Genomic DNA, 23,206 nt, shown 5'->3' with positions numbered 1-23,206 from the left:
GTGGCGGCGGGTCCTCCGCCGGTGCGCGCTTCGGGCCGCGCTGCGGGCACCCGGGACGAGCCGGCGCGGGCGCGGACCATGACGGTCCGCGCCCACGGCGGAGTGGGCCGCCACGTCGCTCCGCGCGTGCAGGACAATGAGACGGTGAAGGTCACCTCGCCAGGGACGGCCCGGTGACCCACGGCAACCTCCGCATCAAGGGCCGTTTCGGCTGCCAGCACGTACAGAACCGGGGCTGATCAGGACATGGGACGAGTCACGGAACGACGCAAGGTGATCCGCATCCGGGACGGGGCGGTCTCGGCCCGGCCGGACACGCTCGTCGCCGAGGAGCCCCTGGAAATCAGGCTCAACGGCAAGCCGCTCGCGATCACCATGCGCACCCCCGGCGACGACTTCGCGCTCGCCGCCGGCTTCCTGGTGAGCGAGGGAGTGCTGGCCGAGCGGCAGGACCTGCAGAACATCGTGTACTGCGCGGGTGCCACCGTGGACGGCTCGAACACGTACAACGTGGTGGACGTGAAGACCGCGCCCGGCGTGGCGATCCCCGACATCACGCTGGAGCGCAACGTCTACACGACCTCGTCGTGCGGCCTGTGCGGCAAGGCGAGTCTGGATGCGGTCCGTACGACGGCACGCTGGCCCGTCGCCGACACTCCCCCGGTGCGGGTGGAGCCGGAGCTGCTCGCGACCCTCCCCGACCGTCTGAGGGCGTCCCAGCGGGTCTTCGACCGGACCGGGGGCCTGCATGCGGCGGCCCTGTTCGCCGAGGACGGGGAGCTGCTCGACGTACGAGAGGACGTGGGCCGGCACAACGCCGTCGACAAGCTGGTCGGCCGCGCCCTGCAAAGCGGCGGTCTGCCGCTGTCCCGCACGATCCTGCTGGTGTCGGGACGGGCCTCCTTCGAGCTGGCGCAGAAGGCCGTGATGGCGGGCATCCCGGTGCTGGCGGCGGTCTCGGCACCCTCGTCACTGGCCGTGGACCTGGCCGCCGAGACGGGGCTGACCCTGGTGGGCTTCCTGCGGGGCAGTTCCATGAACGTGTACGCGGGCGAGCAGCGGATCATCCTACGGACGACGGCCGACCGGGGCTGACCGCCTTCTCGCGGCGGGCTCCGGCCGACGGGGAGCGCCCCGTTCGGGTGCCTGGGCACGCGGGCGGATGTCGCGGAGGCGGATCCGTATCCGATGCGCGGCGGCTACAGCACCGGTCCGGTGGTGGTCGTGGACGGCGGCGGGGTGCTGGTCCGACCGGTCACCCGGCGGCGAGCCGCACCTGCGAGGCGGCCACGACCGATCCGAGTCGGGGGAAGTCGAGCCGCACGGAGGCCTCGTGCTCGGCGGCGGTGAACGCGGCCATGGCGTCCTCGACGAAGACGAGGTCGTATCCGAGGTCGGCGGCGGCACGGGCGGTGGATTCGACGCCCAGATTGGTGGCGACACCGCCGAACACCAGGGTGGTGATGCCGTGCCGGCGCAGGCGCTCGTCCAGGTCCGTGCCCTGGAAGCCGCCGACGGTCCGCTTCACCACCTCCAGGTCGCCGTCCCTGAGCAGTCCGGCCACCAGCCCGCTGCCGGGCGGCTGTTCGGCGATGCCGGGGCGCTCGGCACGGACGAGCACGACGAGTGCGCCGACCGTCCGGAACGCTTCGGCCAACTCCTCGGCTGCGACGAGGACTTCGGCTCCCTTGCGGGGTTCCAGGGGCAGGGCGACGATGCGGTCCATCAGGTCGATGAGCACAAGGGCGGTGTGCGCCGGATCCAGCGCGAGGGCTTCGGCCATGACGGAACGTTAGCCGTCATCAGCCGTCCGTACCGGAAATCCGGATCAACAGGTCCATGAATCTGTCGCGTTCGGCGGCCGAGAGCGGGGCGAGCAGGGCGTCGTTCGCCTCGCGGGCCGCCGTCTCACAGCGTTTCAGCAGCCGCTCGCCGTTCTCCGTGAGCGACACCGCGTTCTTGCGGCGGTCCCCGGGGTCCGGCTCGCGCACGACATGGCCCGCGGACTGCAGGTCGTTGAGGATGCCGACCAGGTCCTTGGGGTCCAGCCCGACGCTGCGCCCGAGATCGGCCTGAGCGACGGGGGCGAGGTCACGGACGGCGGAGAGGACGACATGGTGCCACATCCTCATGCCCTCTGCGGCGAGGGCGTCGGCCACCAGGGCCCGGCCGCGTGCGGCGGCACGGCCGAGGACCCAACTGGGCAGGGAACGGATGGCGGGGAGGGGGGCTTCGGCCATGGACGCAGCCTAGCGAATAGCCGTTGGACTCCCCAATGAAATCTGGGATAACGTTGGGATCCCCAACGACCTGTGGAGGTGCGATGCGTCGCGTCCGGTACGAGTCCACCGGCGGCCCCCTGTTCCTGGAAGAGGTACCCGTCCCCGCAGCGGGCCCGGGTGAACTCCTCGTGCGCTGCGAGGCCGTAGGGCTGACCCTGCCCGTCGTACGCAAGGTCGCCGAGGCCGCCGAGCCGGTTCCGCTCGGTGGCGAGGTCGCGGGCGAGGTGCTGGCGGTCGGTGACGGTGTCACGCGCTTCCGGGTCGGCGACCGCGTGACGGGGCTGTGCTTCGGGCACGGTTACGCCGACTTCGTCCTTCTGCACGAGGCCATGGCCTCACCCGTCCCCGGCGGCGCAAGCGCCGTGGACGCCGTCGCGCTGGTCCGCAGCGGTCTGGTCGCGCTCGGCGCGCTGGAGGCGGCGCGGCCGGAACCCGGCGAGTCGGTCCTGGTCACGGCGGCGGCGAGCGGTGTCGGCCATCTCGCGCTCCAACTGGCCCGGATACGCGGGGCGTCCCGCGTCGTGGGCGCGGTGTCCGGCTCCGGCAAGGCGGAGTTCGTGCGCTCGCTCGGCGCCGACGAGGTGATCACGTATGACGCTCCCCAGTGGGGCGAACCCGTCGACTACGCCCTCGACGCGGTCGGCGGCGACCTGCTCACCCCGGCGATCGCCGCACTCGCTCCGGGCGGACGGCTCGTCGCCTACAGCTCGGGGGGCGGAACCATTCGGGCGTACGACCTGCTGGTGGGCGCCAAGTCTGTGATCGGCTTCCAGATGGCGCGCATCGCCCGGGGGAAGCCGGAGTTGTACGAGCGGTGGCGGCAGGAGCTGTGGCGGCTGTACGCGCAGGGCGCGCTGAAGCCCTTCGTGCACGCGGAGTTCGCGCTGGAGGACGCGGCGAAGGCGCACACGGAGATCGAGTCACGGCGCAATCTGGGGAAGGTGGTTGTGCGCCCCTGACCGCCGCAGGTCAGGGGTTTGCCCCCCGATCACCTATCCGAAGTACTCATGGTCGGGCGCACACCCCGTCACCCGTCGACTCGTTGTACAGAAGAGTCCAACGGGCCGCGCGCGGTCCGTCGTCCAGGTAGGAGGCGGATACTTGGATGCCGACACCACTCTGCTCGGTTCGTCACTGGCGTGCGCGGGCGCGCTGGGCGCGGCCGTGGTGGCGTACTTGGGCAAGCGCGGGGAGAACGCGCTGAACGGCTACTCGAGCCTGACCGAGAAGTTGCAGTCGGAGTGCGACCGGCTGGAGCGCCAGGTCGCCGAACGCGACTCACGCATCGACGAGTTGACCCTGCTGCACTCCGCGGACCAGTCGGAGATCGCCCGGCTGCGGCTCGACATCCACCGACTCGGAGGGACGCCGTGACCGGGTTGCAACACGCGCTGGCCCAGCGCTGGCGGAAGATCTTCCTCGTCTGCGCCCTGGTCGCGCTCTCCGGTGTCGCGGTGATCCTCTGGGAGCGCATCGACGCCGGGGACCGCAAGGCGCAGGAACTGAGCGTGGAGGCCGACCGGCGCGGCAAGGCGCTGTCCACGCTCGCCGCCGATGTCCGGGCACTGCGCGCCCAGGTCAAGGCCGGCGGCGGGACCCCCGCCGCCCCGGATCCCGCCGACGCGGTGGACGACCTGCTGGACCGGTTGAGGGTGCCCACCGGAGCTCCGGGCGAAAAGGGTGACCCGGGTGCGACGGGAGCGGACGGGAAGAACGGCGCGGCCGGTGCGCGCGGCGAACCGGGCCCGTCGGGTCCGCCCGGCCCGTCCGGTGCGCCCGGCCCGTCCGGTGCGCCCGGCCCGTCCGGTGCGCCGGGCCCCTCGGGGCAGCCGGGCGGCAAAGGCAGGGACGGCGTCACGGGCCCGGCCGGGCCGCAGGGCACCCAGGGCACGATGGGAGCGAAGGGCGAACCCGGCGAGCGCGGCGAACCCGGCCCCGAGGGCCTCAAGGGCGACCCCGGGCCGGCCTGCCCGGACGGCTACAGCCTCCAGGTACCGGCGAGCGACCCGGACGCCCTGGTGTGCCGCAGGACCGGCGCGGCGCCGGTGGCGGTACCGGGCCCGACACCCCGGACCGCGGGCATACCGCTCCCGCCCCCGCCGCCGCCCACTTGACACACACCGGACGTGGAGGTGCCCCCGGCGCCCACCGGCACGCTTCCTGTGAGGCCCGTCAGAGCTCAAGTAGCGTCTGCGGCCCGAACGTTGGACATGGGATGTCGGGTGTCTGGCATGTCCGAACGCACGAAGGGCGGGCGGCATCACGGAGTCCGGGCTCTGTGCACAAGACGGCCGCCCTGGGCGCCGACGACCCCGTGCCGGCGCGGGGCCCGGTCCTGTGGCTGCCCATGGACCGGGTGAGCCCCAGCCACTAACGTCCCGGGCGTGCCCGATGACGGACGAGCACGACGCCGGGCCGGGACCGGTCTCGGCCTGGTCCTGGCCCTGGTCTGCGCGGCAGTGCTGCTCACCGCCCTCCCGCACCACGACCGGGAGGGCAGCGGCGCGTGCGCGCAGCGCACGGTGCGGTCCTGGGCGGCGGACACCGGACTGAACGCCGAGTTCACACGGTACGGCGACGAAGGCACGCGCGCCGACGACTGGACCGGCGGCGACGGCACCCACTCGGTGCGGCTGCCGGACGGGCGGGTGCTGTGGCTGTTCTCGGACACGTACCTGGGCCAGGTGCACGGTCCGCCCAACCCGCTCGGCGAGTGGTACTCCTGGCGGGAGGCCTCGGCCCCGCTGGTGCGCAACTCGGCCGTGGTGATGGCTCCATCGGGCCGCCTGGAGAGCACCCTGCCCGCGCCGCTGTTCCCGGACCCGGCGCCGAACCAGTGGCGCTGGCCGGTGGCGGCCCGGGTCGAGCCCCGCTCCCCCGGCTCGTCCGAGCAGGTGCTTCGCGTTCTGCTGTGGACCCGTACGGCCGGCGTGTACCCGTGGATCTACGGAGTCCCCACCGCGACCGAGGTCGCCACGCTCTCGCTGCCGGATCTGCGGGTGGAAGGCATCGTGCGGATCCTCGGCCAGGAGCGGGTCCCGGACCCGTCCCGGCGCGTGCTGTTCGGCACGACGGCGGCGGTGGACGGCGACTGGACCTACGTCTTCGGCGGCGACGACGCCCGGGCCGCCGCGCGTCCCGTCTCACATGCGTATGTCGCGCGGGTGCCGCGCGGCCGGCTCGATCAGCCCGCGGCATGGCAGTACTGGGACGGGTCGGCGTGGACGTCCCGGCCGTACCCCGGGGCCGTGCTGGGGGACGGGCAGGGCGCCGGAGTGGGCAGCGCGTTCACGGTCGTGTCGGACGCGGGGACGTACGTCCTGTTCACGATGGCCGCGGGCACCCGGGGACTGACGACGGTCACCTCGTACTGGGCGTGTGCGCCCACCGGCCCCTGGCACGGCCCGACCAGGGGGTTCGCTCCGCCGCTGCCCCAGGGCGAGGTCGCCGCGTACAACCCGCAGGCGCACCCGGAACTGGACGGCGACCGGCTCGTCCTCAGCTATGACGTCAACTGGCTGGACCCCAGCGGCGCCGCCGCGAACCTCAGTCGGAACGTGTCGCTGTACCGACCGCGGTTTGTGACGCTGCGGCTGACCCGGGGCTGACGGCCGGCCGCCGAGCGTCGTGGGAACGGCGCTTGGCGATCACCGCGCAGACCATGAGCTGCATCTGGTGGAAGAGCATCAGCGGCAGCACCGCCAGCGAGGCATGGGCGCCGAACAGGACGCTCGCCATGGGCAGTCCGGAGGCCAGGGACTTCTTCGACCCGGCGAACTGGATCGCGATCCGGTCCTCCCGGCCGAAGCCCAGGGCCCGGCCGCCGTACCAGGTCAGGGCCAGCATCACGGCGAGCAAAGCCGCCTCGACGACCAGGAGTCCGCCCAGCCGGAGCGGGCTCACCCGGTGCCAGATGCCCTGGACCATGCCCTCGCTGAACGCGGTGTAGACGACCAGCAGGATCGAGCCGCGGTCGACGAGCCCGAGGACCTTCCTGTGCCGGGTGATGAAGCCCCCGATCCAGCGGCGCAGCACCTGCCCGGCGAGGAACGGCACCAGCAGCTGGAGCACGATCTTGATGAGCGAGTCCGCGGAGAAGCCGCCGCCGCTGTTGCCGAGCAGGGCCGCCGCCAGCACCGGGGTGATGACGATGCCCGCCAGCGAGGAGAACGAGCCCGCGCAGATCGCGGCGGGCACATTGCCGCGCGCGATCGAGGTGAAGGCGATCGAGGACTGGATGGTCGACGGGACGAGCGTGAGGAAGAGGAGACCGGTGTAGAGGTCGTGGGTCAGCAGCACCGGCACCAGGCCCCGGGCGGCGAGGCCGAGCAGCGGGAAGATCACGAACGTGCAGGCCAGCACGGTGACATGGAGTCTCCAGTGCCTGAGTCCCGCCAGCGCCTCATGGGTGGAGAGCCGGGCCCCGTAAAGGAAGAAGAGGAAGGCGATCGCGGCCGTGGAGGCGCCCGAGGCGACGTGGGCGGCCACGCCCTGCGCCGGGATCAGGGCCGCGAGCCCCACGGTCCCCAGCAGCAGGAGGATGTACGGGTCGACGGGCATCCAACGCGGCCATCGCAGGCGTTCCACTGTGCTCCACTACTTCCTTGCTTCGCTTGCTCGCTTACTTCGCTTGCTCGCTGTCCGTGCGGTGCCGGGCACGGTCGTGCCCTCTCCAGGGCCTCCATCGTGCCCCTCGGGCCAGTGATCGGGAATCCCGTACACCGCTCTGACTGTCATCGCGTTCCGCGATAGGCTGGGGGTGTGTACGACCCGTCCCAGCTGCGCACATTCCTCGCCGTCGCCCAGACGCTCAGCTTCACGGGAGCCGCCCGGCGGCTCGGGCTGCGCCAGTCCACGGTGAGCCAGCACGTGCGGCGCCTGGAGGACACGACGGGACGCCAGCTCTTCTCCCGGGACACGCACTCCGTGGAGCTGACGGAGGACGGCGAGGCGATGCTCGGCTTCGCACGGCGGATCCTTGAGGTGCACGAACAGGCCACCGCGTTCTTCACGGGGACGCGGCTGCGGGGTCGGCTCCGCTTCGGCGCCTCGGAGGACTTCGTGCTGACCCGGCTGCCGGAGATCCTTGAGGGCTTCCGGCACGGGCATCCCCAGGTGGACCTGGAGCTGACGGTCGAGCTCTCGGGCACGCTGCACGAACAGCTCGCGGCGGGCCGGCTCGACCTGGTGCTGGCCAAGCGGCGCCCCCAGGACCCGCGCGGGGAACTGGTCCGGCACGACCGGCTGGTGTGGATCGGCGCGGAGCGGCTGCGCCTGGACCCCGACCGCCCGGTGCCGTTGATCGTCTATCCGCCGCCGGGCATCACCCGCGCCCGCGCCCTGGAGGCACTGGACAGGCAGGGCCGTGCCTGGCGCATCGCGTGCACGAGCGGCAGCCTCAACGGTCTGATCGCGGCGGCCCGCGCCGGTCTCGGCGTGATGGCTCACTCGCGGGGTCTGGTCCCGCCGGGTCTGGTCCGGGTGCCGGAGCGGGCGGGCCTGCCGGAGCTGGGCGAGATCGACTTCGTTCTGGTCCATGGCGAGCGCCGGGGCCCGGCCGAGCACGCGGCCCGGGCGCTGGCTGCGGCGATCCTGGCGGGCGGGGACCGGCTGCACCGCCGGTAGCCTGTGCACCAGCGTCGAAAGAACCAGCCGCCACGCCAGAAGCTACCGGCGAGTACCCGTGGCAGGCGGTAATCGCGTCGTACAGATTCCGTGGAGATTACGGGCCCGGAACCTACGCCGCCGTAAGGAATTCTGTCCGCCCCTTCCCCTTGTGCGGGCATTTTCTTAGGCTGACCTGTGCGTTTGTGATGAGTCCCGGAGCTTTGAGCCCCCTCCCGCCCGACCGGGCGGTGGGGTAGCTTTCACGGCGCTGCGGAGCGCCACTAGGAGCGGGATTGCGCGAGTTCACCAACCCCCCGTTGGCGTCGGCGCCGCCGGTGGGCGGCCTGGCCGACGTCGTCTTCGAGTATGCCCAGGAAGATCCGCTCCGAGTCGCCCTCGGCCGCAAGGGCGAGGACGGCCGGTGGCGTGATGTGACCGCCGCCGAGTTCCGCGACGAGGTCATGGCGCTCGCCAAGGGGCTGCTGGCCCAGGGGATCCGGTTCGGGGACCGGATCGCGATCATGTGCCGTACCCGCTACGAGTGGACGCTCTTCGACTTCGCGTTGTGGACGATCGGTGCCCAGGTGGTGCCCGTCTACCCCACCTCGTCGGCGGAACAGGTCTTCTGGATGCTGTACGACGCGCAGGTCTCGGCCGCGATGGTGGAGCACGAGGACCATGCGATGACGATCGCCACGGTCATCGACCGCCTGCCGCAGCTGCACCGGCTGTGGCAGCTCGACGCGGGGGCCCTGCAGGAGCTGTTCGACGCCGGAACCCACATCGAGGACGAAGTGGTGCACCGGCACCGGACCGCGGTCACTCCCGAGTTGACGGCCACGGTCATCTACACGTCGGGAACCACCGGCCGCCCCAAGGGCTGCGTCCTCTCGCACGCCAACTTCATGGTCGAGGCCGACACGGTCATGGAGCGCTATGAGCCGGTCTTCCACACCAAGAAGGGCGACGAGGCGGTCACCCTGCTGTTCCTGCCGCTGGCCCATGTCTTCGGGCGGATGGTGCAGGTCGCGGCCATCCGCGGCAGGGTCAAGCTGGGCCATCAGCCCCAGCTGAACGCGGCGGCTCTGTTGCCCGACCTGGCCGCGTTCAAGCCGACGTTCTTCCTCGCGGTGCCCTACATTTTCGAGAAGGTCTTCAACGCGGCCCGCCGCAAGGCCGAGAAGGAGGGCCGCTCCGGCCCCTTCGAGAAGGCGGTCGAGGTCGCCGTCAGGTACGCGGACGCGATCGAGGCCAAGGCGTGGGGCGTCGGCCCCGGGCCGTCGGCGAGCCTGCGCATGCAGCACCAGTTCTTCGACAAGGTCGTGTACGCCAAGATCCGCGGTGCGATGGGCGGCCGGGTGCGGCACGCGATGTCCGGCGGCTCGGCGATGGACCGCCGGCTGGGGCTGTTCTTCGCGGGGGCCGGCATCCAGATCTACGAGGGCTACGGGCTGACGGAGTCCACGGCGGCGGCGACCGCGAACCCGCCCGAGCGCACCCGGTACGGCACTGTCGGCCAGGCCATCCCCGGCACCACCGTGCACATCGCGGACGACGGCGAGATCTGGCTGCGCGGCGGCCAGGTCTTCCAGGGCTACCTCAACAACAAAAAGGCCACCGACGAGGCCCTGCACGACGGCTGGCTCGCCACCGGCGATCTGGGCTCCCTCGACGAGGACGGCTTCCTCACCATCACCGGCCGCAAGAAGGAGATCCTGGTGACCTCCGGCGGCAAGAGCGTCTCCCCCGGGCTGCTGGAGGAGCGCGTACGGGACCATCCGCTGGTCGCGCAGTGCATCGTCGTCGGCAACGACCGCCCCTATATCGCCGCGCTCGTCACACTGGAGTCGGAGGCCGTGGAGCACTGGCTGCAGATGCACGGCAAACCGCAGCTGTCCCCGGCCGATCTGGTGCGCGACCCCGACCTGGAGACCGAGGTACGGCGCGCGGTGGTCGCCGCGAACACACTGGTCTCGCAGGCCGAGTCGATCCGCACGTTCCGTATCCTGGCGCACCAGTTCACCGAGGAACACGGGCTGCTCACCCCGTCGCTGAAGCTGAAGCGCAAGGCGATCGAGAACGCCTACGCGAACGAGGTGGAGGCGCTGTACCGGGTCTGAGCCCGGCACGGCGCCCCGTCCGGCTGCCTGGTCGATCGTCACGCGGAAGATCTTGCCGGACCCGGCCGCCGCACCTCCATTGTTGTCACAGTCGGTCGTGGACAGCCACGCCGTAGTCACGTACGTCGTAGACGGCGGCGCGGGGCGTGCGTCGTGGGGCCGCGAGGGCCGAGGGGTGGCAGAGTCCGAGGACGACGGCGAGAACCGCGACGACGAGCGCCGCCACCCGCCTCACGGGCACTGTGGGAGGTCGCATATGACGGCTTTTCAGGCCAGTTGATAGCCACGGAGGTTGGTGAGCAGGAGATACGTGTCCTGCAAGGACCCGGAGGTGTCACCCAGGGACCGGTAGATGCCCCACTTGGGCCGCACCCGATCGGCGAGGAAGGTGTCGACTCCCCTCTTCGACTTGTCGAGGACCGTCGCCGAGCCGCTCTTGAGGATCCAGCGGACCGAACCCGCCGTGCCGTTGCCGACCTTGATCCGGAAGTCGACGTCGGTCCATTTGTCGTGCAGGGGCTCGAGGTCGGTGCGGCCGACGAGGATGTCGTCGACGGCGAGATTCAGCTCGATGGTCTGCACGCCGTTCACACGCCTCAGGGACTGCACGACGATCGGCAGGGTGCCGTTGCCGGGCTGCTTCATCTGCATGATGTGAGTGAAGGTGGTGGTCGCCTTGAGCGAGCTCGGAATGTACATGGAGTACGTGACCCGCCAGGTCTGGCCCTCGGTCCACTCGAGGTAGCTGCTGCTGCTCGTGCGCAGCCCGGTGACCTCCTGGCGCTGCCGGTCGGCCGATGTGTCCCGGTCGACCGTGTGCATGTTGAAGCGCCAGTCGTTGCCGGTGGCGAAGATGTGCGGATGCCCGGCCGGGTGCGAGTCGGCGCGGTCGTCCTCGACGGTCTCGAAGGCGCCGAGGCCGTCGCCGCTCGCCGACGGGGACCACTTCAGCTGCCAGGATGCGGCCCTTGCGGGTGTCACCGGCAGGCCGACGGCCGTCGCGGCCGTGCCGCCGAGTGCCGCGCCCAGCAGGGTTCTTCTGGTGGGGCTCATGACTGATCACCTCGTCCCGAGGGGTGGGTCGTCCGGAGCTGCTCGTTCATGATCAGGAAGGCGCCCAGGGCGTGGAAGTCGTTGGTGGCCCGGGTGCGGGCGACGTAGTACGCGTAGTCGCCGACGTTGGTGCCGTTCGAGGGCGACGGGTGCGCCCGGGAACCGTTGCTGCAGCGCGGTGACGATCTCGTCCACCCGAGATCGTCGAACTTCGCCAGGACGAGGGCGTCCTTGACGGGAATGTGGCGCTGGTAGTGGAAGCGGTTGGCGACCCGGTGGCGCAGCTCGTCGTGTGTCAACTCGCCGTTGTGCATCCGGAGGTTGAAGGGGTGCCGATGGTGGTGGCGGTCCTCGGCGACGGCTCGCAGCCGCTCGGTGAACTCGGTGGTCCCCCAGGCGCCTGCGAGCCCGTCGTCGCGCACGCGTGGCGCGGTCATCTGCGACCACCGGCCGGCTAGTGGTCGCGGAGCGCGTAGGCGGTGACCTCCAGGGCGGTGTCCACGACCAGATACGCGGGAGCCTCCCAGGCCTTTTCCTCCGATGTTTCCCGAATGCTCGCTTCCAGGGGGTAGGCCTTCTGCTCCTTCTCGTTCATGTGTGCGTACCTGCTTTCCTAGCGAGTGGGGGACGGTTCGACACAAGGCCGGGTCAGGCAGGAAAGGGCGTTCACGTACTTGCATGATGTTCATTGATGCGTTCGGCGTCGCGATACAGAGTTGCCGGATGACGGGAACCGGTCAATGGTCCGGACCGACAAGGTCGGATCCATTTCCGGCCAATCTGTGATCCGTGTCGAGATTCGGCGGGGAAACCGCCGGTCAGGAATGCACGGCAGGCCGTGATCGTTGACGATGTGAGTACCACCCGACGACTGAAGGATCGAGAGCTCGTGAGCAGCAAGGTCCCCCCGATCACCCTGAACAATGGCGTCGAGATGCCCCAGCTGGGTTTCGGCGTCTGGCAGGTGCCGGACGACGAGGCCGAGAGCGCCGTGGCCGCCGCCCTGGAGGCCGGGTACCGCAGCATCGACACAGCGGCGATCTACGGCAACGAGGAGGGCGTGGGCAAGGCGGTCGCCGCCTCCGGCATCCCCCGCCAGGACCTCTTCATCACCACGAAGCTCTGGAACAGCGACCAGGGGTACGACTCCACGCTGCGCGCCTTCGACGTGTCACTGGAGAAGCTCGGCCTCGAGTACGTGGACCTGTATCTGATCCACTGGCCCCTGCCGTCCCGGGGCAAGTTCGTCGAGACGTACAAGGCCTTCGAGAAGATCCGCGCCGAAGGCCGCGCCAAGGCGATCGGTCTCTCCAACTTCCTTCCCGAGCACCTGGAGACGCTGCTCGGCGCGACGTCCGTCGTCCCGGCGGTCAACCAGATCGAGCTGCACCCGCGTCTGCAGCAGCACGCTGCGCGTGAGTACCACAAGAAGCACGGCATCGCGACCGAGGCCTGGTCGCCCCTCGGCCAGGGCAAGGGCCTCCTGGAGGTTCCGGCGATCGTCGCCATCGCGCAGAAGCACGGCCGCACCCCGGCCCAGATCGTGCTCCGCTGGCACCTCCAGCTCGGCAACATCGTGATCCCGAAGTCCGTGACTCCGTCCCGCATCAAGGAGAACATCGACGTCTTCGACTTCTCCCTGGACACGGAGGACATGGCGGCGATCAGCGCACTGAACGAGGACCGTCGCATCGGTCCGGACCCGGCGACGTTCGACATGGGCTGAAGGACTCCGCGGCGCGCTCCGGACCGCCTCGCCGGCGGATCCGGGGCGCGCCGCCGCGGTTCGCGACCCAGGAACCGACCGGGATCAGCGCACGCGGTACAGCTGCGCGTTTCGGCACCTGAGGCCAACCAACCACGCCCGTCCCAGCGTTTGACGTGGGCATGCAGACGGGTCCACCTTGTACCGCACTTGGTAAGGAAACTTTTGCGCCGGTCAGTTGGGCTGTCCGATCGGCCGTACGACCACGGTGTTGACGTCGACGCCCGCGGGCTGCCGGATCGCCCAGACGACCGAGTCGGCGAGCTGGTCGGCGGTGAGGAGACGACCGGGTGGGAGGCTGCCGTGGCTGTCCCAGAACGGGGTCTCCACCCGGCCGGGCGCGATCAGCGTCACACCCACGCCCCACTCGGTGACCTGCCGCCGGGTGTTCTCGGCGAGCCCGGTCACCGCCCACTTGGTCGCCCCGTAGATGTTGCCGGGCGTGGGCACGAAACCTGCGACGCTGCCGATCAGCACGATCCGGCCCCGGGTCTCCTTGAGGGCGTCGATGGAGGCCCTGATGAGCAGCGCGGGACCGAGCACATTCGTCAGCACCATCTCGGTCCACCCGGCCGGATCGCCCTCGGCGACCGTGTCATGGGTGGCGGACCCGGCGTTGGCGACAACCGTGTCGAGCCGGCCGAACTCCTTCAGGGTGGCGTCGACGGCCGCGCGGACCTGGTCGTACTCGGACGCGCTGCCGGTGATGGTCAACAGACCCCCGGGACGGCCGAGTTCGTCGGCAAGGTCGCTCAGCCGCCGTTCACCGCGCCCGGTGACGGCCACCCGCTGCCCCGCGTCGAGGAGTTGACGTGCCACGGCGGCGCCTATGCCGCTGCCACCGCCCGTGATCAGTGCGACCGGAGAATCGGTCATGGTTACCCCCTGGGTCTCGTGGAACGCCGGAAAGTCCATCACCTGGAGCGCTCTCCAAGTCAAGCGTCACAGCAGCCTTCCGGGTCCGGAGCGGCGACGGGCCATGTCAGACAGGGCGGACGGCGGTGTACACCGTGTGAGCCCTGAGGAGGAACACGTCCTTGCGGTGGTGCACGCTCGCCTCGTCGCCGGGGTCGAGGAGACGGTCCAGGGTGGCGCGGTCGTCGGGGTCGAGTCCGTCCGTCAGGGCTTCGCGGAGCCGGGTCAGGACGGCGACGACGTACGCGCGGGCCCGGTCCGTGACCGGGGCGGGCAGATCCAGCAGGAAGCTGCGGGTGCCGGTGTGCTGCAGGCCCGCGGCGGTCAGCAACGCCGGCCAGTCCTCGGTCTCGGCGACGGCGCCGGGCCGCTCGGCCCGCATCCGCGTGAACCACTCCGCCTCCACCGCGTCGAGCCGCGCCTGCAGACCCGGGCGCCCGAAACCGATGTCCCGCGGCAGGAACCGCGAGGGCAGACCGCCCTCCAGCAGGGCCACGGTGCCGCCGGGCGCCAGGCGCGCGGCGAACGCGGCGAGGGCGGCCCGCTGGTCGCCCATGTGGTGCAGGCTGTTGCCGGCCCACAGCAGATCGGCCGGATAGTCCAACTCGGCCAGCGCGCCGGGAAGTTCACCCGCGATCGTCCCGAAGCGGTCGGCCAGGCCGAGGCGGGCGGCCCGGTCGCGTGCGCGCTCCAGCAGCAGCTCGGAGCCGTCCACCGCGACGACCCGCGCGCCCGGGAACGCCTCGGCGAAGAGGCAGGAGATGACGCCCGGCCCGCTGCCCGCGTCGACGATCAGACCGGGCTCGACCCCCTCCTTCGCCAGCCACTCCATGGCCCTTCTGTACAGGGGCGCGAACAGCTCCGCCTGGGCCTCCAGCATCGGAGCCATCAGGGCCCAGTCGATGTCGGTGTGGCCGTGGTGCCGGGCGTGGCCGGGGTGGTCGTGGTGCCCGTCGTGGCCGTGGGGGACCTGTGCCATGGTGGTCAGCCTCTCTTCTCGGTGGCGCCAGCCTGCGCCGACGCATGGCGAGCGGGCCACTTCTGTTGCCGGAGCGGCAAAATTGAGGTGCGCCACGGGCGGCCCGTCGCCGACGATGGCCCCATGGACGACGTGATGGTGGAGCGCTTCCTCGAGGACGGGTTCGTGAAGATCGAGGGCGCCTTCCCGCCGCGCGTCGCCGAGGACTGCGCGCGGCTGCTGTGGCGGGAGACGGGATACGACCCCGAGGACCCCGGCACCTGGAAGGACCCCGTGCACCGGGTGCCCGGCATGGCGCAGGGACCGTTCGCGGCGGCGGCCAACTCCCCCGCGCTGCATGAGGCGTTCGATGCGTTGGTCGGCGCCGGGCGCTGGGAGCCGCGCTATTCGCTGGGCACCTTCCCGCTGCGCTTCCCGCACAAGGAGGAGCCGGACGACGCGGGCTGGCACATCGACGGGAGTTACCTCCCGGAGGGCGAGACGTGGTACTTCGCCAACGTGCGGTCCAGGGAGCGGGCACTGCTGATGCTGTTCCTGTTCAGCGAGGTGACCGAGGACGACGCCCCGACCCGTATCCGCGTCGGCTCGCACCTCGATGTGCCCCGGCTGCTGGAGCCGTACGGCGAGGAGGGCGTGTCGGGCCTGGAGATCGCACCGAGCCTCGTCGCGGCCTCCGCACACCGCGCCCTCGCCCACGCCACCGGCCACCCGGGCGACGTCTACCTCTGCCATCCCTTCCTGGTCCACGCCGCGCAGCCCCACCACGGCACCCGCCCCCGTTTCATGGCGCAGCCGCCGCTGTACCCGGCAGTCCCGTGCGAGCTGGAGCGGGCGGACAGTGACTACTCGGCCGTGGAGTCCGCGATCCGCCGGGGCCTGGGCCGCACGGAATGACCCCTGCGGATCAGCGGCCCACGAGGCTGCGGCGGATGGACAGCCACGGGTGTGGCCCGCGCTCACCGACCCGCGCCACCCTTGCCGCACCCGGTGGGCTCAGCCCTTGCGGAACGCCCGCAGGGTGAACACCGGGTCGGGGCGCGGCCGGTCCTGGTCCGGCAGTGCCTTCAGCCCGGCGGCCATGCGCTCGCTGAGCGGGGCGCCGGGCGGCAGCGTGGTGAACCAGCCGCGCCGCAGGTCCGCGGCCGCGCGGCGGGGACTACGGCCCTGGCCGACACCGGCGAAGCGGGCCTGTCCGGCCGGTACCAGACCGGATGCGGCGGCGTACGCCGCGACCGCCGGCGCGGCGTCGCGGGCCGGGCGGCGCGGGCGCGGGGCGAGGACGGTGTCGATGTCGCTGCCCACGTCATGCGCGTCGGCCTTGTCGACGGTGGTGACGTACACCCCGCCGGGCCGCAGCACGCGGGCGCACTCGGCCACCACCGCCCGTACGTCCTCGGGACTGTCGACGAGATGGAGCAGCCACACGCTCGTGACCGCGTCGAAGGTCCCGTCGCCGAAGGGGAGTCGGCGGCTGTCGGCGAGGACAACGGTGCCGGGCAGCCGGGCGGCGGCCCGGCGGGCCATCCCTTGCGCGAGGTCCGCGCCCATGACCCGCAGACCGGGCCGCGCCGCCGCCAGCCGCCGGGTCACGATGCCCGTGCCGCAGGCCACGTCGAGCAGTCGGCCGGCGCCCTCGGGTATCAGCCCGAGCACGGCGTCGGCCGCCGCCGCGGCCCGGGGCTCGCCCCCGCGCGTCGCGTCGTACTCCTCGGCCTCCTCGTCGTAGTCGAGCATCAGCGGCCGTCCCTCAGTGCGCGCCGTGGCCGGATGCCAACTCCTCGACTCTGCGGGCCAGTTCGAAGTCGAGTGCGGTGACGCCGCCGACGGTGTGCGTGTTCACGGTGAGGGAGACCGTGTGGTAGCCGAGGGTGAGGTCGGAGTGGTGGTCGAGTTCCTCCTGCACCTGGGCGATGTGGACGACCATCGCGGCCGCCGCGAAGTGCGAGCCGAGCCGGTAGGAGCGGGCGATCCGGTCGCCGTCCTGCGACCAGCCGGGCAGCTCCGCCAGCCGGTCCTCGATCTCCTTCTGCGACAGTGGTTCGACGGGCATGACCAGGCTCCTTCCGTACTGCGCGGGCGGGTTGCCCCACCCTGTCACATCCCCTCCGTGCGGCGCCGTACGCGCGGCCGGGCCCTCAGCGTCGTACGCACTCCGCGGCGAGGCCGTCCGCCACGACGGTGATGTCGGCGCGTCCCTCGACGCGCTCCAGCCAGTCGTGCGGCAGGCCGTGGTCGCCGTGATGGGCGCCGAGGAGGTTGCCGCAGACGGAGCCGGTGGAGTCGCTGTCGCCGGAGTGGTTGACGGACAGCAGCAGGGCATGCCGGACGTCCGGTTCGGCAAGGGCGCAGTACACGGCGATGGCCAGGGCCTCCTCCGCGATCCAGCCCGCGCCCAGCGTCTCGACCTTCTCGGCGGTCGCCGAGCCCTCGGCGGCCAGGTCGAGGGCGTGCCGCAGGGCGGCGGTGGTCTCCTCGTGTCCGGGGTACCGGGCGAGCAGGCGCACGGCGCGCAGCACGGCGCCCTCGAGTGAGTCGCCCTCGACGAGGTGCGCGACGATCGCGGCGAAGGCGCCCGCGGAGTAGTAGCCGGTGGGATGGCCGTGAGTCATCATGGCGCAGCGCGCGGCCATGGTGAACGCGGTCTCGGCGGGCACCCGGGTGAGGCCGAAGGGCGCCGAGCGCATGACCGTGCCGCAGCCCTTGGAGTCGGAGTTGACCGGTCCGGGGCGGCCCAGTGCGGCGCCCGGGTCCGGGGCGAAGTCCTGGGCGAGGCCGGAGAGGCAGGCATTGCCGGGGGCACGGCGCGCGTACAGCCAGGGCTGCGCGGCGAGTCCCCGGGACCCTTCGGGCGGCCCGGACAGGCGCTGGGTGTCGTACCAGCGGCCGTAGGCGTCCCGGACCAGCCGGGACCAGCCGCCGCCGATCCCCTTGTGCCGCTCGCGCTCGTGCGCCTGCTGCAGACCCTCCACGGTGAAGAGGGTCATCTGGGTGTCGTCGGTGACGCGGCCCACCACGCCTCCGCCGCCGGGCAGGAGTCCGATGACTCCCTTCGCGCCGTGCGTGGCTCGGATACGGTCAAGGGTGGCGAACTCGACGGGATGTCCGAGGGCGTCGCCGATGGCGCCCCCGAGGAGACAGCCGCGCACCCGGGCCCGGTAGATCGCCGTGGCCTCCCAGGACGGGTTCAGCCGGTCGTACATGTACCACTCCTCGACTACGGTCCTCGTATGACCATTGTCCCGTCCGGAATCTCCGCTCCCTCACCCGCCCCTTCCGAACAGGGCGTCGGCCCGCTACTGCGCGGCTGGCGGGAGCGGCGGCGGGTCAGTCAGCTGGAACTGGCGCTGCGGGCGGGCTCGTCGGCGCGGCACATCAGCTTCGTCGAGACGGGCCGGTCGCGGCCGAGCGAGGAGATGGTGCTGCGGCTCGCCGAGCACCTGGACGTCCCGGTGCGCGAGCGCAACGCGCTGCTCCTGGCCGCCGGATACGCCCCTCACTACCCGGAGACACCGCTGGACGATCCGTCGATGGAGTCGCTGCGAGCGGGCCTGGAACGGCTGATCCAGGGTTATGAGCCGTATCCGGCGCTGGTGGTGAACGCGACGTACGAGGTGGTCGCGGCGAACCGGGGCATCGCGATGCTCCTGGAGGGCGTGCCGGACCGGCTGCTCACGCCGCCCCTGAACGCGATGCGTCTCACGCTGCATCCCGAGGGCCTGGCGCCGCGCATCCGCAATTTGCGGGAGTGGCGCGACCATCTGCTCGCGCAGATGGACCGCCAGATCGCCCTGCAGCGGTCGGAGGCCCTGCGTATGTTGTACGAGGAGGTGGCGGCGTATCCGGTCCCCGACCGGGTGGAATCCGAACACGGTCCGCACGCCCCGCACTTCGCGCTCCCGATGCGGATCGAGCACGATGGCCGGGTGCTGTCCTTCATCTCGTCCATCTCCACCTTCAACACTCCGATGGACGTGACGGTCGCGGAGCTGGCCATCGAAACGTTCCTGCCCGCGGATCCGGCGACGGTTAAGTACCTCCAGTCCGCAGGTTTCTGACGTCTCCTCAACTGGAGGCCGGAACCGCGCTCATGAGAGCGACTTCCGAACGTGTCACACTGCTCGCATGCTTCGGCGCGTAGGGGAGGCGGGGCGTGAGTGAGCGGCGGGCTGCGCCCACCGTCGGGCAGGTGGTGCTCGGGCGGCGGCTGAAGGAGTTGCGGGAGGCGGCCGGGCTCAAGCGCGAGGAGGCGGCACAGCTGCTGCGCGTCGCCCCGGCGACCGTGCGGCGCATGGAGACCGCCGAGGTCGCGTTGAAGATCCCGTACGTCCAGGTGCTGCTCGCGACGTACGGCGTGCCCGACGAGGAGACCGCCGCGTTCGTCCGCCTCGCGGAGGAGGCCAACCAGCCCGGCTGGTGGCAGCGTTACCACGACGTGCTGCCCGACTGGTTCAGCCTTCACGTCAGTCTGGAGGGGGCCGCGCGGATCATCCGGTCCTACGAGCCGCACTTCGTGCCCGGGCTGCTGCAGACCGAGGAGTACGCGCGTGCCGTGCTGGAGGCCGGAACCGTCGCACAGGTCCGTCCCCAGGACATCGAGCGGCATGTGGCGCTGCGGCTGGAGCGTCAGAAGCTGCTCACCCGGGAGGATCCGCCGCACCTCTGGGTGATCATGGACGAGACGGTGCTGCGGCGCCCGGTGAGCAACCGCTCCCAGGTGATGCGCGACCAGCTCGACCGGCTCCTCGAGGCCACCGAGAATCCGCGGATCACGCTCCAGGTCGCCGAGTACGCCTCCGGCCCGCACCCGGGGACGTACACGCCGTTCGTGCTGTTCCGCTTCGCCGAGCCCGAGCTGCCCGACATGGTCTACAGCGAGTACCTGACCGGCGCTCTCTACCTCGACTCGCGTGCCGAGGTGGTCATGCACCTGGAGGTCCTCGACCACATGTCCGCGAAGGCGGCCTCCGCGCAACGCACGAGGGCGATCCTCGTGGAGTACCGCGACACATTCTGACCGATGCCGTACCCGTGCCTCACACCTTCAGGAGCATCCGCATGACCAGCGGCCATGAAGCAGCGCCCATCCGCATCGACACCACCCGGCCGCACCCCGCACGCGTGTACGACTGGTGGCTGGGCGGCAAGGACAACTACCCGGTGGACGAGGAGCTTGGCCGGAAGATCCTCGCCGCGGACCCGGCCGTGCGGCGCGGGGCACGCGCCAACCGCCGGTTCATGCACCGGGCGACACGGGCGGTGGCGCTGGCGGGCGTGCGCCAGTTCCTCGACATCGGCACGGGCATCCCCACGGAACCCAACCTGCACCAGGTGGCGCAGGGGGTCGCTCCCAAGGCGCGCGTGGTGTACGCCGACAACGACCCGATCGTGCTGCGGCACGCCGAGGCGCTGCTGCGCGGGACTCCGGAGGGCGTCACCGACTACGTCCACGCGGACGTCCGTGACCCGGACACCGTCCTCTCGCTGGCTGCCGAGTCCCTGGACTTCGGGCAGCCGGTGTCGCTGTCCCTGGTCGCGCTCACCCACTACCTCGGGGACGCGGCGGACGGAGACGACGTGCACGGTCTGCTGAAGCGTTACGTCGAGGCCCTCGCCCCCGGCAGCCATCTGATCCTGTCGCAGGTCACCGCCGACCTCAACGCCGAGGCCGTCGAGCGTGCCGCCGAACTGTTCCGGCACAGCGGCACACCCTTCTTCCCCCGCTCGATCGGCGAGTTCTCGCGCTTCTTCGACGGGCTGGAGCTGTTGGGTCCCGGAGTGATCCCCGTCTCCGGGTGGCGGCCGGACGCCGAGGACGTGACGGCCCAGGCCGAGGGGATCGTGCCCGTGTATGCGGGGGTCGCCCGCAAACCGTGACCGGGCGCGGCCGCTGCCGGAATGCCGGACCGGCAGCGGCCGAAGCCTCAAGCAGCCCCGCCCTTGGCGTCCTTGTCGTCGTCGACGATCTCCGCGTCGACCACGCCCTCCTCGTCCTTCGGCGGGGTGGGCTGCTCGGCGGATTCGGCCGGCGCCTGCTGGGCCTGGGCGTACATGGCCTGCCCCATCTTCTGGCTGACGCCGGCCAGCTTCTCGACTCCGGCGCGCAGTGCCACCGTGTCCACCTCGTCCTTCAGGATTCCCTTCAGCTCCGCGACCGCCGCCGTCACCTCGTCCTTCGTCCCGGCCGGCACGCGCTCCTCGTTCTCCCTCAGGAACTTCTCGGTCTGGTAGACGAGTTGCTCGGCCTGGTTCCGTGTCTCCGCGCCTTCGCGGCGCTTGCGGTCCTCCTCGGCGTACTGCTCCGCGTCCCGCATCATCCGGTCGATCTCGTCCTTGGGGAGCGCGGAGCCGCCGGTCACGGTCATCTTCTGTTCCCGGCCCGTCGCGAGGTCCTTCGCCGAGACATGCATGATCCCGTTGGCGTCGATGTCGAAGGCCACCTCGATCTGCGGCACCCCGCGCGGTGCGGGCGGCAGCCCGGTGAGGTCGAAGACGCCGAGCTTCTTGTTGTACGCGGCGATCTCCCGCTCGCCCTGGTAGACCTGGATGCCGACGGACGGCTGGTTGTCCTCGGCGGTCGTGAAGATCTCCGAACGCCGGGTGGGAATGGTCGTGTTGCGTTCGATGAGCTTGGTCATGATGCCGCCCTTGGTCTCGATGCCGAGGGACAGCGGAGTGACGTCGAGCAGCAGCACGTCCTTCACGTCACCGCGGATGACACCGGCCTGCAGGGCCGCGCCGACGGCCACGACCTCGTCCGGGTTGACGCCCTTGTGCGGGTCCTTGCCGGTCAGTTCCCTGACCAGATCGGTGACGGCGGGCATCCGGGTCGAGCCCCCCACGAGGATGACGTGGTCGATCGCGGACAGCTTCACGCCCGCGTCCTTGACCGCCTGGTGGAAGGGGGCACGGCAGCGGTCGAGCAGATCGGCGGTGAGCTCCTGGAACTGAGCTCGCGTCAGCTTCTCGTCGAGGTGCAGCGGACCCTCGGCCGAGGCCGTGATGTAGGGCAGGTTGATGGTCGTTTCGCTGGAGCTGGACAGCTCGATCTTGGCTTTCTCGGCGGCCTCGCGCAGCCGTTGCAGCGCCATCTTGTCGGCGCCCAGGTCGATGCCGTACTGCCCCCTGAAGCGCTGGACGAGGTGGTCGACGATCCGCTGGTCCCAGTCGTCGCCACCGAGGTGGGTGTCACCGTTGGTGGCCTTCACCTCGATGACGCCGTCGCCGATCTCCAGGAGGGAGACGTCGAAGGTGCCGCCGCCGAGGTCGAAGACGAGGACCGTCTGCTCCTCGCCGCGGTCGAGGCCGTACGCGAGGGCCGCGGCCGTCGGCTCGTTGATGATCCGCAGGACCGTCAGCCCGGCGATCTCCCCGGCTTCCTTGGTTGCCTGGCGCTGGGAGTCGTCGAAGTAGGCGGGCACGGTGATCACGGCGTCGGTGACGTCCTCGCCCAGATAGGCCTCGGCGTCCCGCTTCAGCTTCTGCAGAACGCGGGCGGAGAGCTCCTGCGCCCGGTAGCGGGTGCCGTCGACCGACCCCTGCTCCGGGAAACGCCAGTTGGCGTCGCCCATGTGCCGCTTCACCGAGCGCGCGGTGCGCTCGACGTTCGTCACGGCCTGCCGCTTGGCGACCTCGCCGACCAGCACCTCGCCGTTCTTGGCAAAGGCCACGACGGAGGGGGTGGTCCGCGCGCCCTCGGCGTTGGCGACGACGGTGGGCTCACCACCCTCCAGGACGGCCACCACAGAGTTCGTCGTACCCAGATCGATCCCGACCGCACGTGCCATCGCTGTCCCCTTCCGCCAGGGCGCTTCTCGCACTCCATCAGAAAACTTGAGTGGCTCCTTGTCAATGCCCTCGGTTCGGTGCCGGGTGCCTCTCAGCCGGGGAGCGGGTACCCCGGAAACGGCGGTGCCGCGCCCCTGACGGCGGGCGCGGCACCTGCGGACGGACGGATGTCAGGCGAGCTTGGCGTCCAGGGTGATCGTCGTACCGGCCAGGGCCTGGCTGACCGGGCAGTTCTTCTTGGCACCCTCGGCGGCGGCGACGAACGCGTCGTTGTCGATGCCGGGGACCGTCCCCACGACGGTGAGGTGGATGCCCGTGATGCCCTCACCCGGCTGGAAGGTGACGTCGGCCTTCGTCTCGAGCTTGGTGGGCGGGGTGCCGGCGCCGGTCAGGCCGTGCGACAGCGCCATGGAGAAGCAGCTGGAGTGGGCGGCGGCGATCAGCTCCTCGGGGCTGGTCCTGCCGTTTGCGTCCTGGGCGCGCGAGGCCCACGTGACCGGCTGCCGGCCGATGCCGGAGGAGTCGAAGGAGACGACGCCGCTGCCCTCGAGCAGGTTGCCGTCCCAGACGGTGTGTGCGGTGCGCGTGGTTGCCACGGTTCTTCCTTTCGGTGTGGTCCCGTTACCGGGCTCCGTCGCCCCCATCCGATCACACCCGCCACCGGCATACCCGTCACACCGCGCCACCGGGCCGGCTTCCC

At 71.1% G+C, this 23,206-nt stretch carries 25 protein-coding genes and 2 pseudogenes; 13 read left to right on the top strand and 14 right to left on the bottom strand.

The annotated features are described in order from the left end of the window. Positions 1-36: 36 nt before the first annotated feature. Both AAW14_RS20055 and fdhD read left to right on the top strand, forming a co-directional pair. Positions 37-239: pseudogene (locus AAW14_RS20055) on the top strand (Fe-S-binding domain-containing protein); the annotation flags it as partial. Between the two features lie 7 nt (positions 240-246). Continuing rightward, positions 247-1,095 carry a formate dehydrogenase accessory sulfurtransferase FdhD gene (fdhD, locus tag AAW14_RS20050; RefSeq protein ID WP_265565264.1) on the top strand — a complete coding sequence of 283 codons (849 nt, stop codon included), beginning with the start codon at positions 247-249 and terminating at the stop codon, positions 1,093-1,095. A 160-nt stretch (positions 1,096-1,255) separates the two neighbouring features. On the opposite strand, the gene AAW14_RS20045 is transcribed toward fdhD, so the two are convergent. Together AAW14_RS20045 and AAW14_RS20040 are read right to left on the bottom strand one after the other, a co-directional pair. Continuing rightward, on the bottom strand, positions 1,256-1,783 hold the full coding sequence (locus AAW14_RS20045; protein WP_265565263.1) for an isochorismatase family protein: 528 nt from the start codon (positions 1,781-1,783) through the stop codon (positions 1,256-1,258). Positions 1,784-1,802: 19 nt separating this feature from the next. Beyond that, complete coding sequence (locus tag AAW14_RS20040; RefSeq protein WP_265565262.1) at positions 1,803-2,240, bottom strand: MarR family winged helix-turn-helix transcriptional regulator; 438 nt, start codon at positions 2,238-2,240, stop codon at positions 1,803-1,805. Between the two features lie 83 nt (positions 2,241-2,323). Here AAW14_RS20040 and AAW14_RS20035 point away from each other — a divergent pair, with 83 nt between their 5' ends. The 4 genes from AAW14_RS20035 to AAW14_RS20020 all read left to right on the top strand — a co-directional run bounded on the left by AAW14_RS20035 (position 2,324) and on the right by AAW14_RS20020 (position 5,890). Continuing rightward, entirely contained in the window at positions 2,324-3,241 is a 918-nt protein-coding gene (locus AAW14_RS20035; RefSeq protein ID WP_265565261.1) for a quinone oxidoreductase family protein, read from the top strand. Between the two features lie 142 nt (positions 3,242-3,383). Continuing rightward, positions 3,384-3,656: a hypothetical protein gene (locus AAW14_RS20030; RefSeq protein WP_265565260.1), complete on the top strand. Its 273-nt coding sequence runs from the start codon at positions 3,384-3,386 to the stop codon at positions 3,654-3,656. Then, positions 3,653-4,396: a collagen-like protein gene (locus AAW14_RS20025; protein WP_265565259.1), complete on the top strand. Its 744-nt coding sequence runs from the start codon at positions 3,653-3,655 to the stop codon at positions 4,394-4,396. Before AAW14_RS20030 ends, AAW14_RS20025 begins: the two co-directional genes overlap by 4 nt. A 270-nt stretch (positions 4,397-4,666) precedes the next feature. Continuing rightward, a complete protein-coding gene (locus tag AAW14_RS20020; RefSeq protein WP_265565258.1) occupies positions 4,667-5,890 on the top strand; it encodes a hypothetical protein in 1,224 nt (407 codons plus the stop codon). Here AAW14_RS20020 and AAW14_RS20015 read toward each other — a convergent pair. Beyond that, the gene (locus tag AAW14_RS20015) at positions 5,829-6,869 is read right to left on the bottom strand and encodes a bile acid:sodium symporter family protein (protein WP_322741085.1); all 1,041 of its coding nucleotides are present in this window, start codon (positions 6,867-6,869) and stop codon (positions 5,829-5,831) included. The two genes, AAW14_RS20020 and AAW14_RS20015, sit on opposite strands and share 62 nt — an antisense overlap. A gap of 174 nt (positions 6,870-7,043) precedes the next feature. Here AAW14_RS20015 and AAW14_RS20010 point away from each other — a divergent pair, with 174 nt between their 5' ends. Beyond that, positions 7,044-7,907 carry a LysR substrate-binding domain-containing protein gene (locus tag AAW14_RS20010; protein ID WP_265565256.1) on the top strand — a complete coding sequence of 288 codons (864 nt, stop codon included), beginning with the start codon at positions 7,044-7,046 and terminating at the stop codon, positions 7,905-7,907. Positions 7,908-8,182: 275 nt separating this feature from the next. Continuing rightward, positions 8,183-10,009, top strand: coding sequence for an AMP-dependent synthetase/ligase (locus AAW14_RS20005; RefSeq protein WP_265565255.1), 1,827 nt, complete (start codon positions 8,183-8,185; stop codon positions 10,007-10,009). 85 nt (positions 10,010-10,094) lie between these two features. On the opposite strand, the gene AAW14_RS20000 is transcribed toward AAW14_RS20005, so the two are convergent. From AAW14_RS20000 to pqqA, 4 genes and pseudogenes are all read right to left on the bottom strand, one after another. After that, positions 10,095-10,265, bottom strand: a complete 171-nt coding sequence (locus AAW14_RS20000) for a hypothetical protein (protein ID WP_265565254.1) — start codon at positions 10,263-10,265, stop codon at positions 10,095-10,097. Positions 10,266-10,276: 11 nt separating this feature from the next. Beyond that, on the bottom strand, positions 10,277-11,062 hold the full coding sequence (locus AAW14_RS19995) for a Tat pathway signal sequence domain protein (protein ID WP_265565253.1): 786 nt from the start codon (positions 11,060-11,062) through the stop codon (positions 10,277-10,279). A 209-nt stretch (positions 11,063-11,271) separates the two neighbouring features. Then, positions 11,272-11,499 (bottom strand): annotated as a pseudogene (locus AAW14_RS19990) (pyrroloquinoline quinone biosynthesis protein C); the annotation flags it as partial. Between the two features lie 17 nt (positions 11,500-11,516). Continuing rightward, positions 11,517-11,657 carry a pyrroloquinoline quinone precursor peptide PqqA gene (gene pqqA, locus AAW14_RS19985; RefSeq protein ID WP_265565252.1) on the bottom strand — a complete coding sequence of 47 codons (141 nt, stop codon included), beginning with the start codon at positions 11,655-11,657 and terminating at the stop codon, positions 11,517-11,519. 294 nt (positions 11,658-11,951) lie between these two features. Here pqqA and AAW14_RS19980 point away from each other — a divergent pair, with 294 nt between their 5' ends. Then, on the top strand, positions 11,952-12,788 hold the full coding sequence (locus tag AAW14_RS19980) for an aldo/keto reductase (protein WP_322741084.1): 837 nt from the start codon (positions 11,952-11,954) through the stop codon (positions 12,786-12,788). Positions 12,789-13,001: 213 nt separating this feature from the next. On the opposite strand, the gene AAW14_RS19975 is transcribed toward AAW14_RS19980, so the two are convergent. Both AAW14_RS19975 and AAW14_RS19970 read right to left on the bottom strand, forming a co-directional pair. Beyond that, entirely contained in the window at positions 13,002-13,703 is a 702-nt protein-coding gene (locus AAW14_RS19975; protein WP_265565251.1) for an SDR family oxidoreductase, read from the bottom strand. Positions 13,704-13,809: 106 nt separating this feature from the next. Then, positions 13,810-14,721, bottom strand: coding sequence for a class I SAM-dependent methyltransferase (locus AAW14_RS19970; RefSeq protein WP_265565250.1), 912 nt, complete (start codon positions 14,719-14,721; stop codon positions 13,810-13,812). A 123-nt stretch (positions 14,722-14,844) separates the two neighbouring features. On the opposite strand from AAW14_RS19970, the gene AAW14_RS19965 reads away from it, so the two are divergent. Then, positions 14,845-15,615, top strand: a complete 771-nt coding sequence (locus AAW14_RS19965) for a phytanoyl-CoA dioxygenase family protein (protein WP_265565249.1) — start codon at positions 14,845-14,847, stop codon at positions 15,613-15,615. Between the two features lie 99 nt (positions 15,616-15,714). Here AAW14_RS19965 and AAW14_RS19960 read toward each other — a convergent pair whose 3' ends face one another. The 3 genes from AAW14_RS19960 to AAW14_RS19950 all read right to left on the bottom strand — a co-directional run bounded on the left by AAW14_RS19960 (position 15,715) and on the right by AAW14_RS19950 (position 17,921). Then, positions 15,715-16,455, bottom strand: a complete 741-nt coding sequence (locus AAW14_RS19960; protein WP_265565248.1) for a class I SAM-dependent methyltransferase — start codon at positions 16,453-16,455, stop codon at positions 15,715-15,717. 13 nt (positions 16,456-16,468) lie between these two features. Next, a complete protein-coding gene (locus AAW14_RS19955) occupies positions 16,469-16,771 on the bottom strand; it encodes a 4a-hydroxytetrahydrobiopterin dehydratase (RefSeq protein ID WP_265565247.1) in 303 nt (100 codons plus the stop codon). A gap of 85 nt (positions 16,772-16,856) precedes the next feature. Continuing rightward, positions 16,857-17,921 carry an ADP-ribosylglycohydrolase family protein gene (locus tag AAW14_RS19950; protein WP_265565246.1) on the bottom strand — a complete coding sequence of 355 codons (1,065 nt, stop codon included), beginning with the start codon at positions 17,919-17,921 and terminating at the stop codon, positions 16,857-16,859. Between the two features lie 27 nt (positions 17,922-17,948). Between AAW14_RS19950 and AAW14_RS19945 the strand changes: the two genes are divergently transcribed. From AAW14_RS19945 to AAW14_RS19935, 3 genes are all read left to right on the top strand, one after another. After that, complete coding sequence (locus AAW14_RS19945) at positions 17,949-18,776, top strand: helix-turn-helix domain-containing protein (protein ID WP_265565245.1); 828 nt, start codon at positions 17,949-17,951, stop codon at positions 18,774-18,776. A gap of 95 nt (positions 18,777-18,871) precedes the next feature. Then, positions 18,872-19,735, top strand: a complete 864-nt coding sequence (locus AAW14_RS19940) for a helix-turn-helix domain-containing protein (RefSeq protein ID WP_265565244.1) — start codon at positions 18,872-18,874, stop codon at positions 19,733-19,735. A 41-nt stretch (positions 19,736-19,776) separates the two neighbouring features. Next, positions 19,777-20,595, top strand: coding sequence for an SAM-dependent methyltransferase (locus tag AAW14_RS19935; protein ID WP_265565243.1), 819 nt, complete (start codon positions 19,777-19,779; stop codon positions 20,593-20,595). Positions 20,596-20,642: 47 nt separating this feature from the next. Here AAW14_RS19935 and dnaK read toward each other — a convergent pair whose 3' ends face one another. Together dnaK and AAW14_RS19925 are read right to left on the bottom strand one after the other, a co-directional pair. Continuing rightward, the gene (gene dnaK, locus AAW14_RS19930) at positions 20,643-22,505 is read right to left on the bottom strand and encodes a molecular chaperone DnaK (RefSeq protein WP_265565242.1); all 1,863 of its coding nucleotides are present in this window, start codon (positions 22,503-22,505) and stop codon (positions 20,643-20,645) included. Positions 22,506-22,676: 171 nt separating this feature from the next. Continuing rightward, positions 22,677-23,102 (bottom strand): OsmC family protein, encoded by a 426-nt coding sequence (locus AAW14_RS19925; RefSeq protein ID WP_265565241.1) that lies wholly within the window; start codon positions 23,100-23,102, stop codon positions 22,677-22,679. Between the last annotated feature and the right edge of the window lie 104 nt (positions 23,103-23,206).

The organism is Streptomyces hygroscopicus (assembly GCF_026168105.1).
In the GTDB taxonomy this organism is placed as follows: Bacteria; Actinomycetota; Actinomycetes; order Streptomycetales; family Streptomycetaceae; genus Streptomyces; species Streptomyces hygroscopicus_D.
The sequence above is the reverse complement of the archived record's forward strand: the minus strand, read 5'-3'. Positions and strand labels throughout refer to the sequence as shown.

Excerpts from the sequence above, each read along its gene's own strand:
- pqqA (WP_265565252.1), bottom strand. The coding sequence starts at position 11,657 with ATGAACGAGAAGGAGCAGAAGGCCTACCCCCTGGAAGCGAGCATTCGG.
- AAW14_RS20045 (WP_265565263.1), bottom strand. The coding sequence starts at position 1,783 with ATGGCCGAAGCCCTCGCGCTGGATCCGGCGCACACCGCCCTTGTGCTC.
- AAW14_RS19945 (WP_265565245.1), top strand. The coding sequence starts at position 17,949 with ATGACCATTGTCCCGTCCGGAATCTCCGCTCCCTCACCCGCCCCTTCC.
- AAW14_RS20040 (WP_265565262.1), bottom strand. The coding sequence starts at position 2,240 with ATGGCCGAAGCCCCCCTCCCCGCCATCCGTTCCCTGCCCAGTTGGGTC.
- AAW14_RS19955 (WP_265565247.1), bottom strand. The coding sequence starts at position 16,771 with ATGCCCGTCGAACCACTGTCGCAGAAGGAGATCGAGGACCGGCTGGCG.
- AAW14_RS20000 (WP_265565254.1), bottom strand. The coding sequence starts at position 10,265 with ATGCGACCTCCCACAGTGCCCGTGAGGCGGGTGGCGGCGCTCGTCGTC.
- dnaK (WP_265565242.1), bottom strand. The coding sequence starts at position 22,505 with ATGGCACGTGCGGTCGGGATCGATCTGGGTACGACGAACTCTGTGGTG.
- AAW14_RS19950 (WP_265565246.1), bottom strand. The coding sequence starts at position 17,921 with ATGTACGACCGGCTGAACCCGTCCTGGGAGGCCACGGCGATCTACCGG.
- AAW14_RS19970 (WP_265565250.1), bottom strand. The coding sequence starts at position 14,721 with ATGGCACAGGTCCCCCACGGCCACGACGGGCACCACGACCACCCCGGC.
- fdhD (WP_265565264.1), top strand. The coding sequence starts at position 247 with ATGGGACGAGTCACGGAACGACGCAAGGTGATCCGCATCCGGGACGGG.
- AAW14_RS19960 (WP_265565248.1), bottom strand. The coding sequence starts at position 16,455 with ATGCTCGACTACGACGAGGAGGCCGAGGAGTACGACGCGACGCGCGGG.
- AAW14_RS19965 (WP_265565249.1), top strand. The coding sequence starts at position 14,845 with ATGGACGACGTGATGGTGGAGCGCTTCCTCGAGGACGGGTTCGTGAAG.
- AAW14_RS19975 (WP_265565251.1), bottom strand. The coding sequence starts at position 13,703 with ATGACCGATTCTCCGGTCGCACTGATCACGGGCGGTGGCAGCGGCATA.
- AAW14_RS19935 (WP_265565243.1), top strand. The coding sequence starts at position 19,777 with ATGACCAGCGGCCATGAAGCAGCGCCCATCCGCATCGACACCACCCGG.
- AAW14_RS20035 (WP_265565261.1), top strand. The coding sequence starts at position 2,324 with ATGCGTCGCGTCCGGTACGAGTCCACCGGCGGCCCCCTGTTCCTGGAA.
- AAW14_RS19995 (WP_265565253.1), bottom strand. The coding sequence starts at position 11,062 with ATGAGCCCCACCAGAAGAACCCTGCTGGGCGCGGCACTCGGCGGCACG.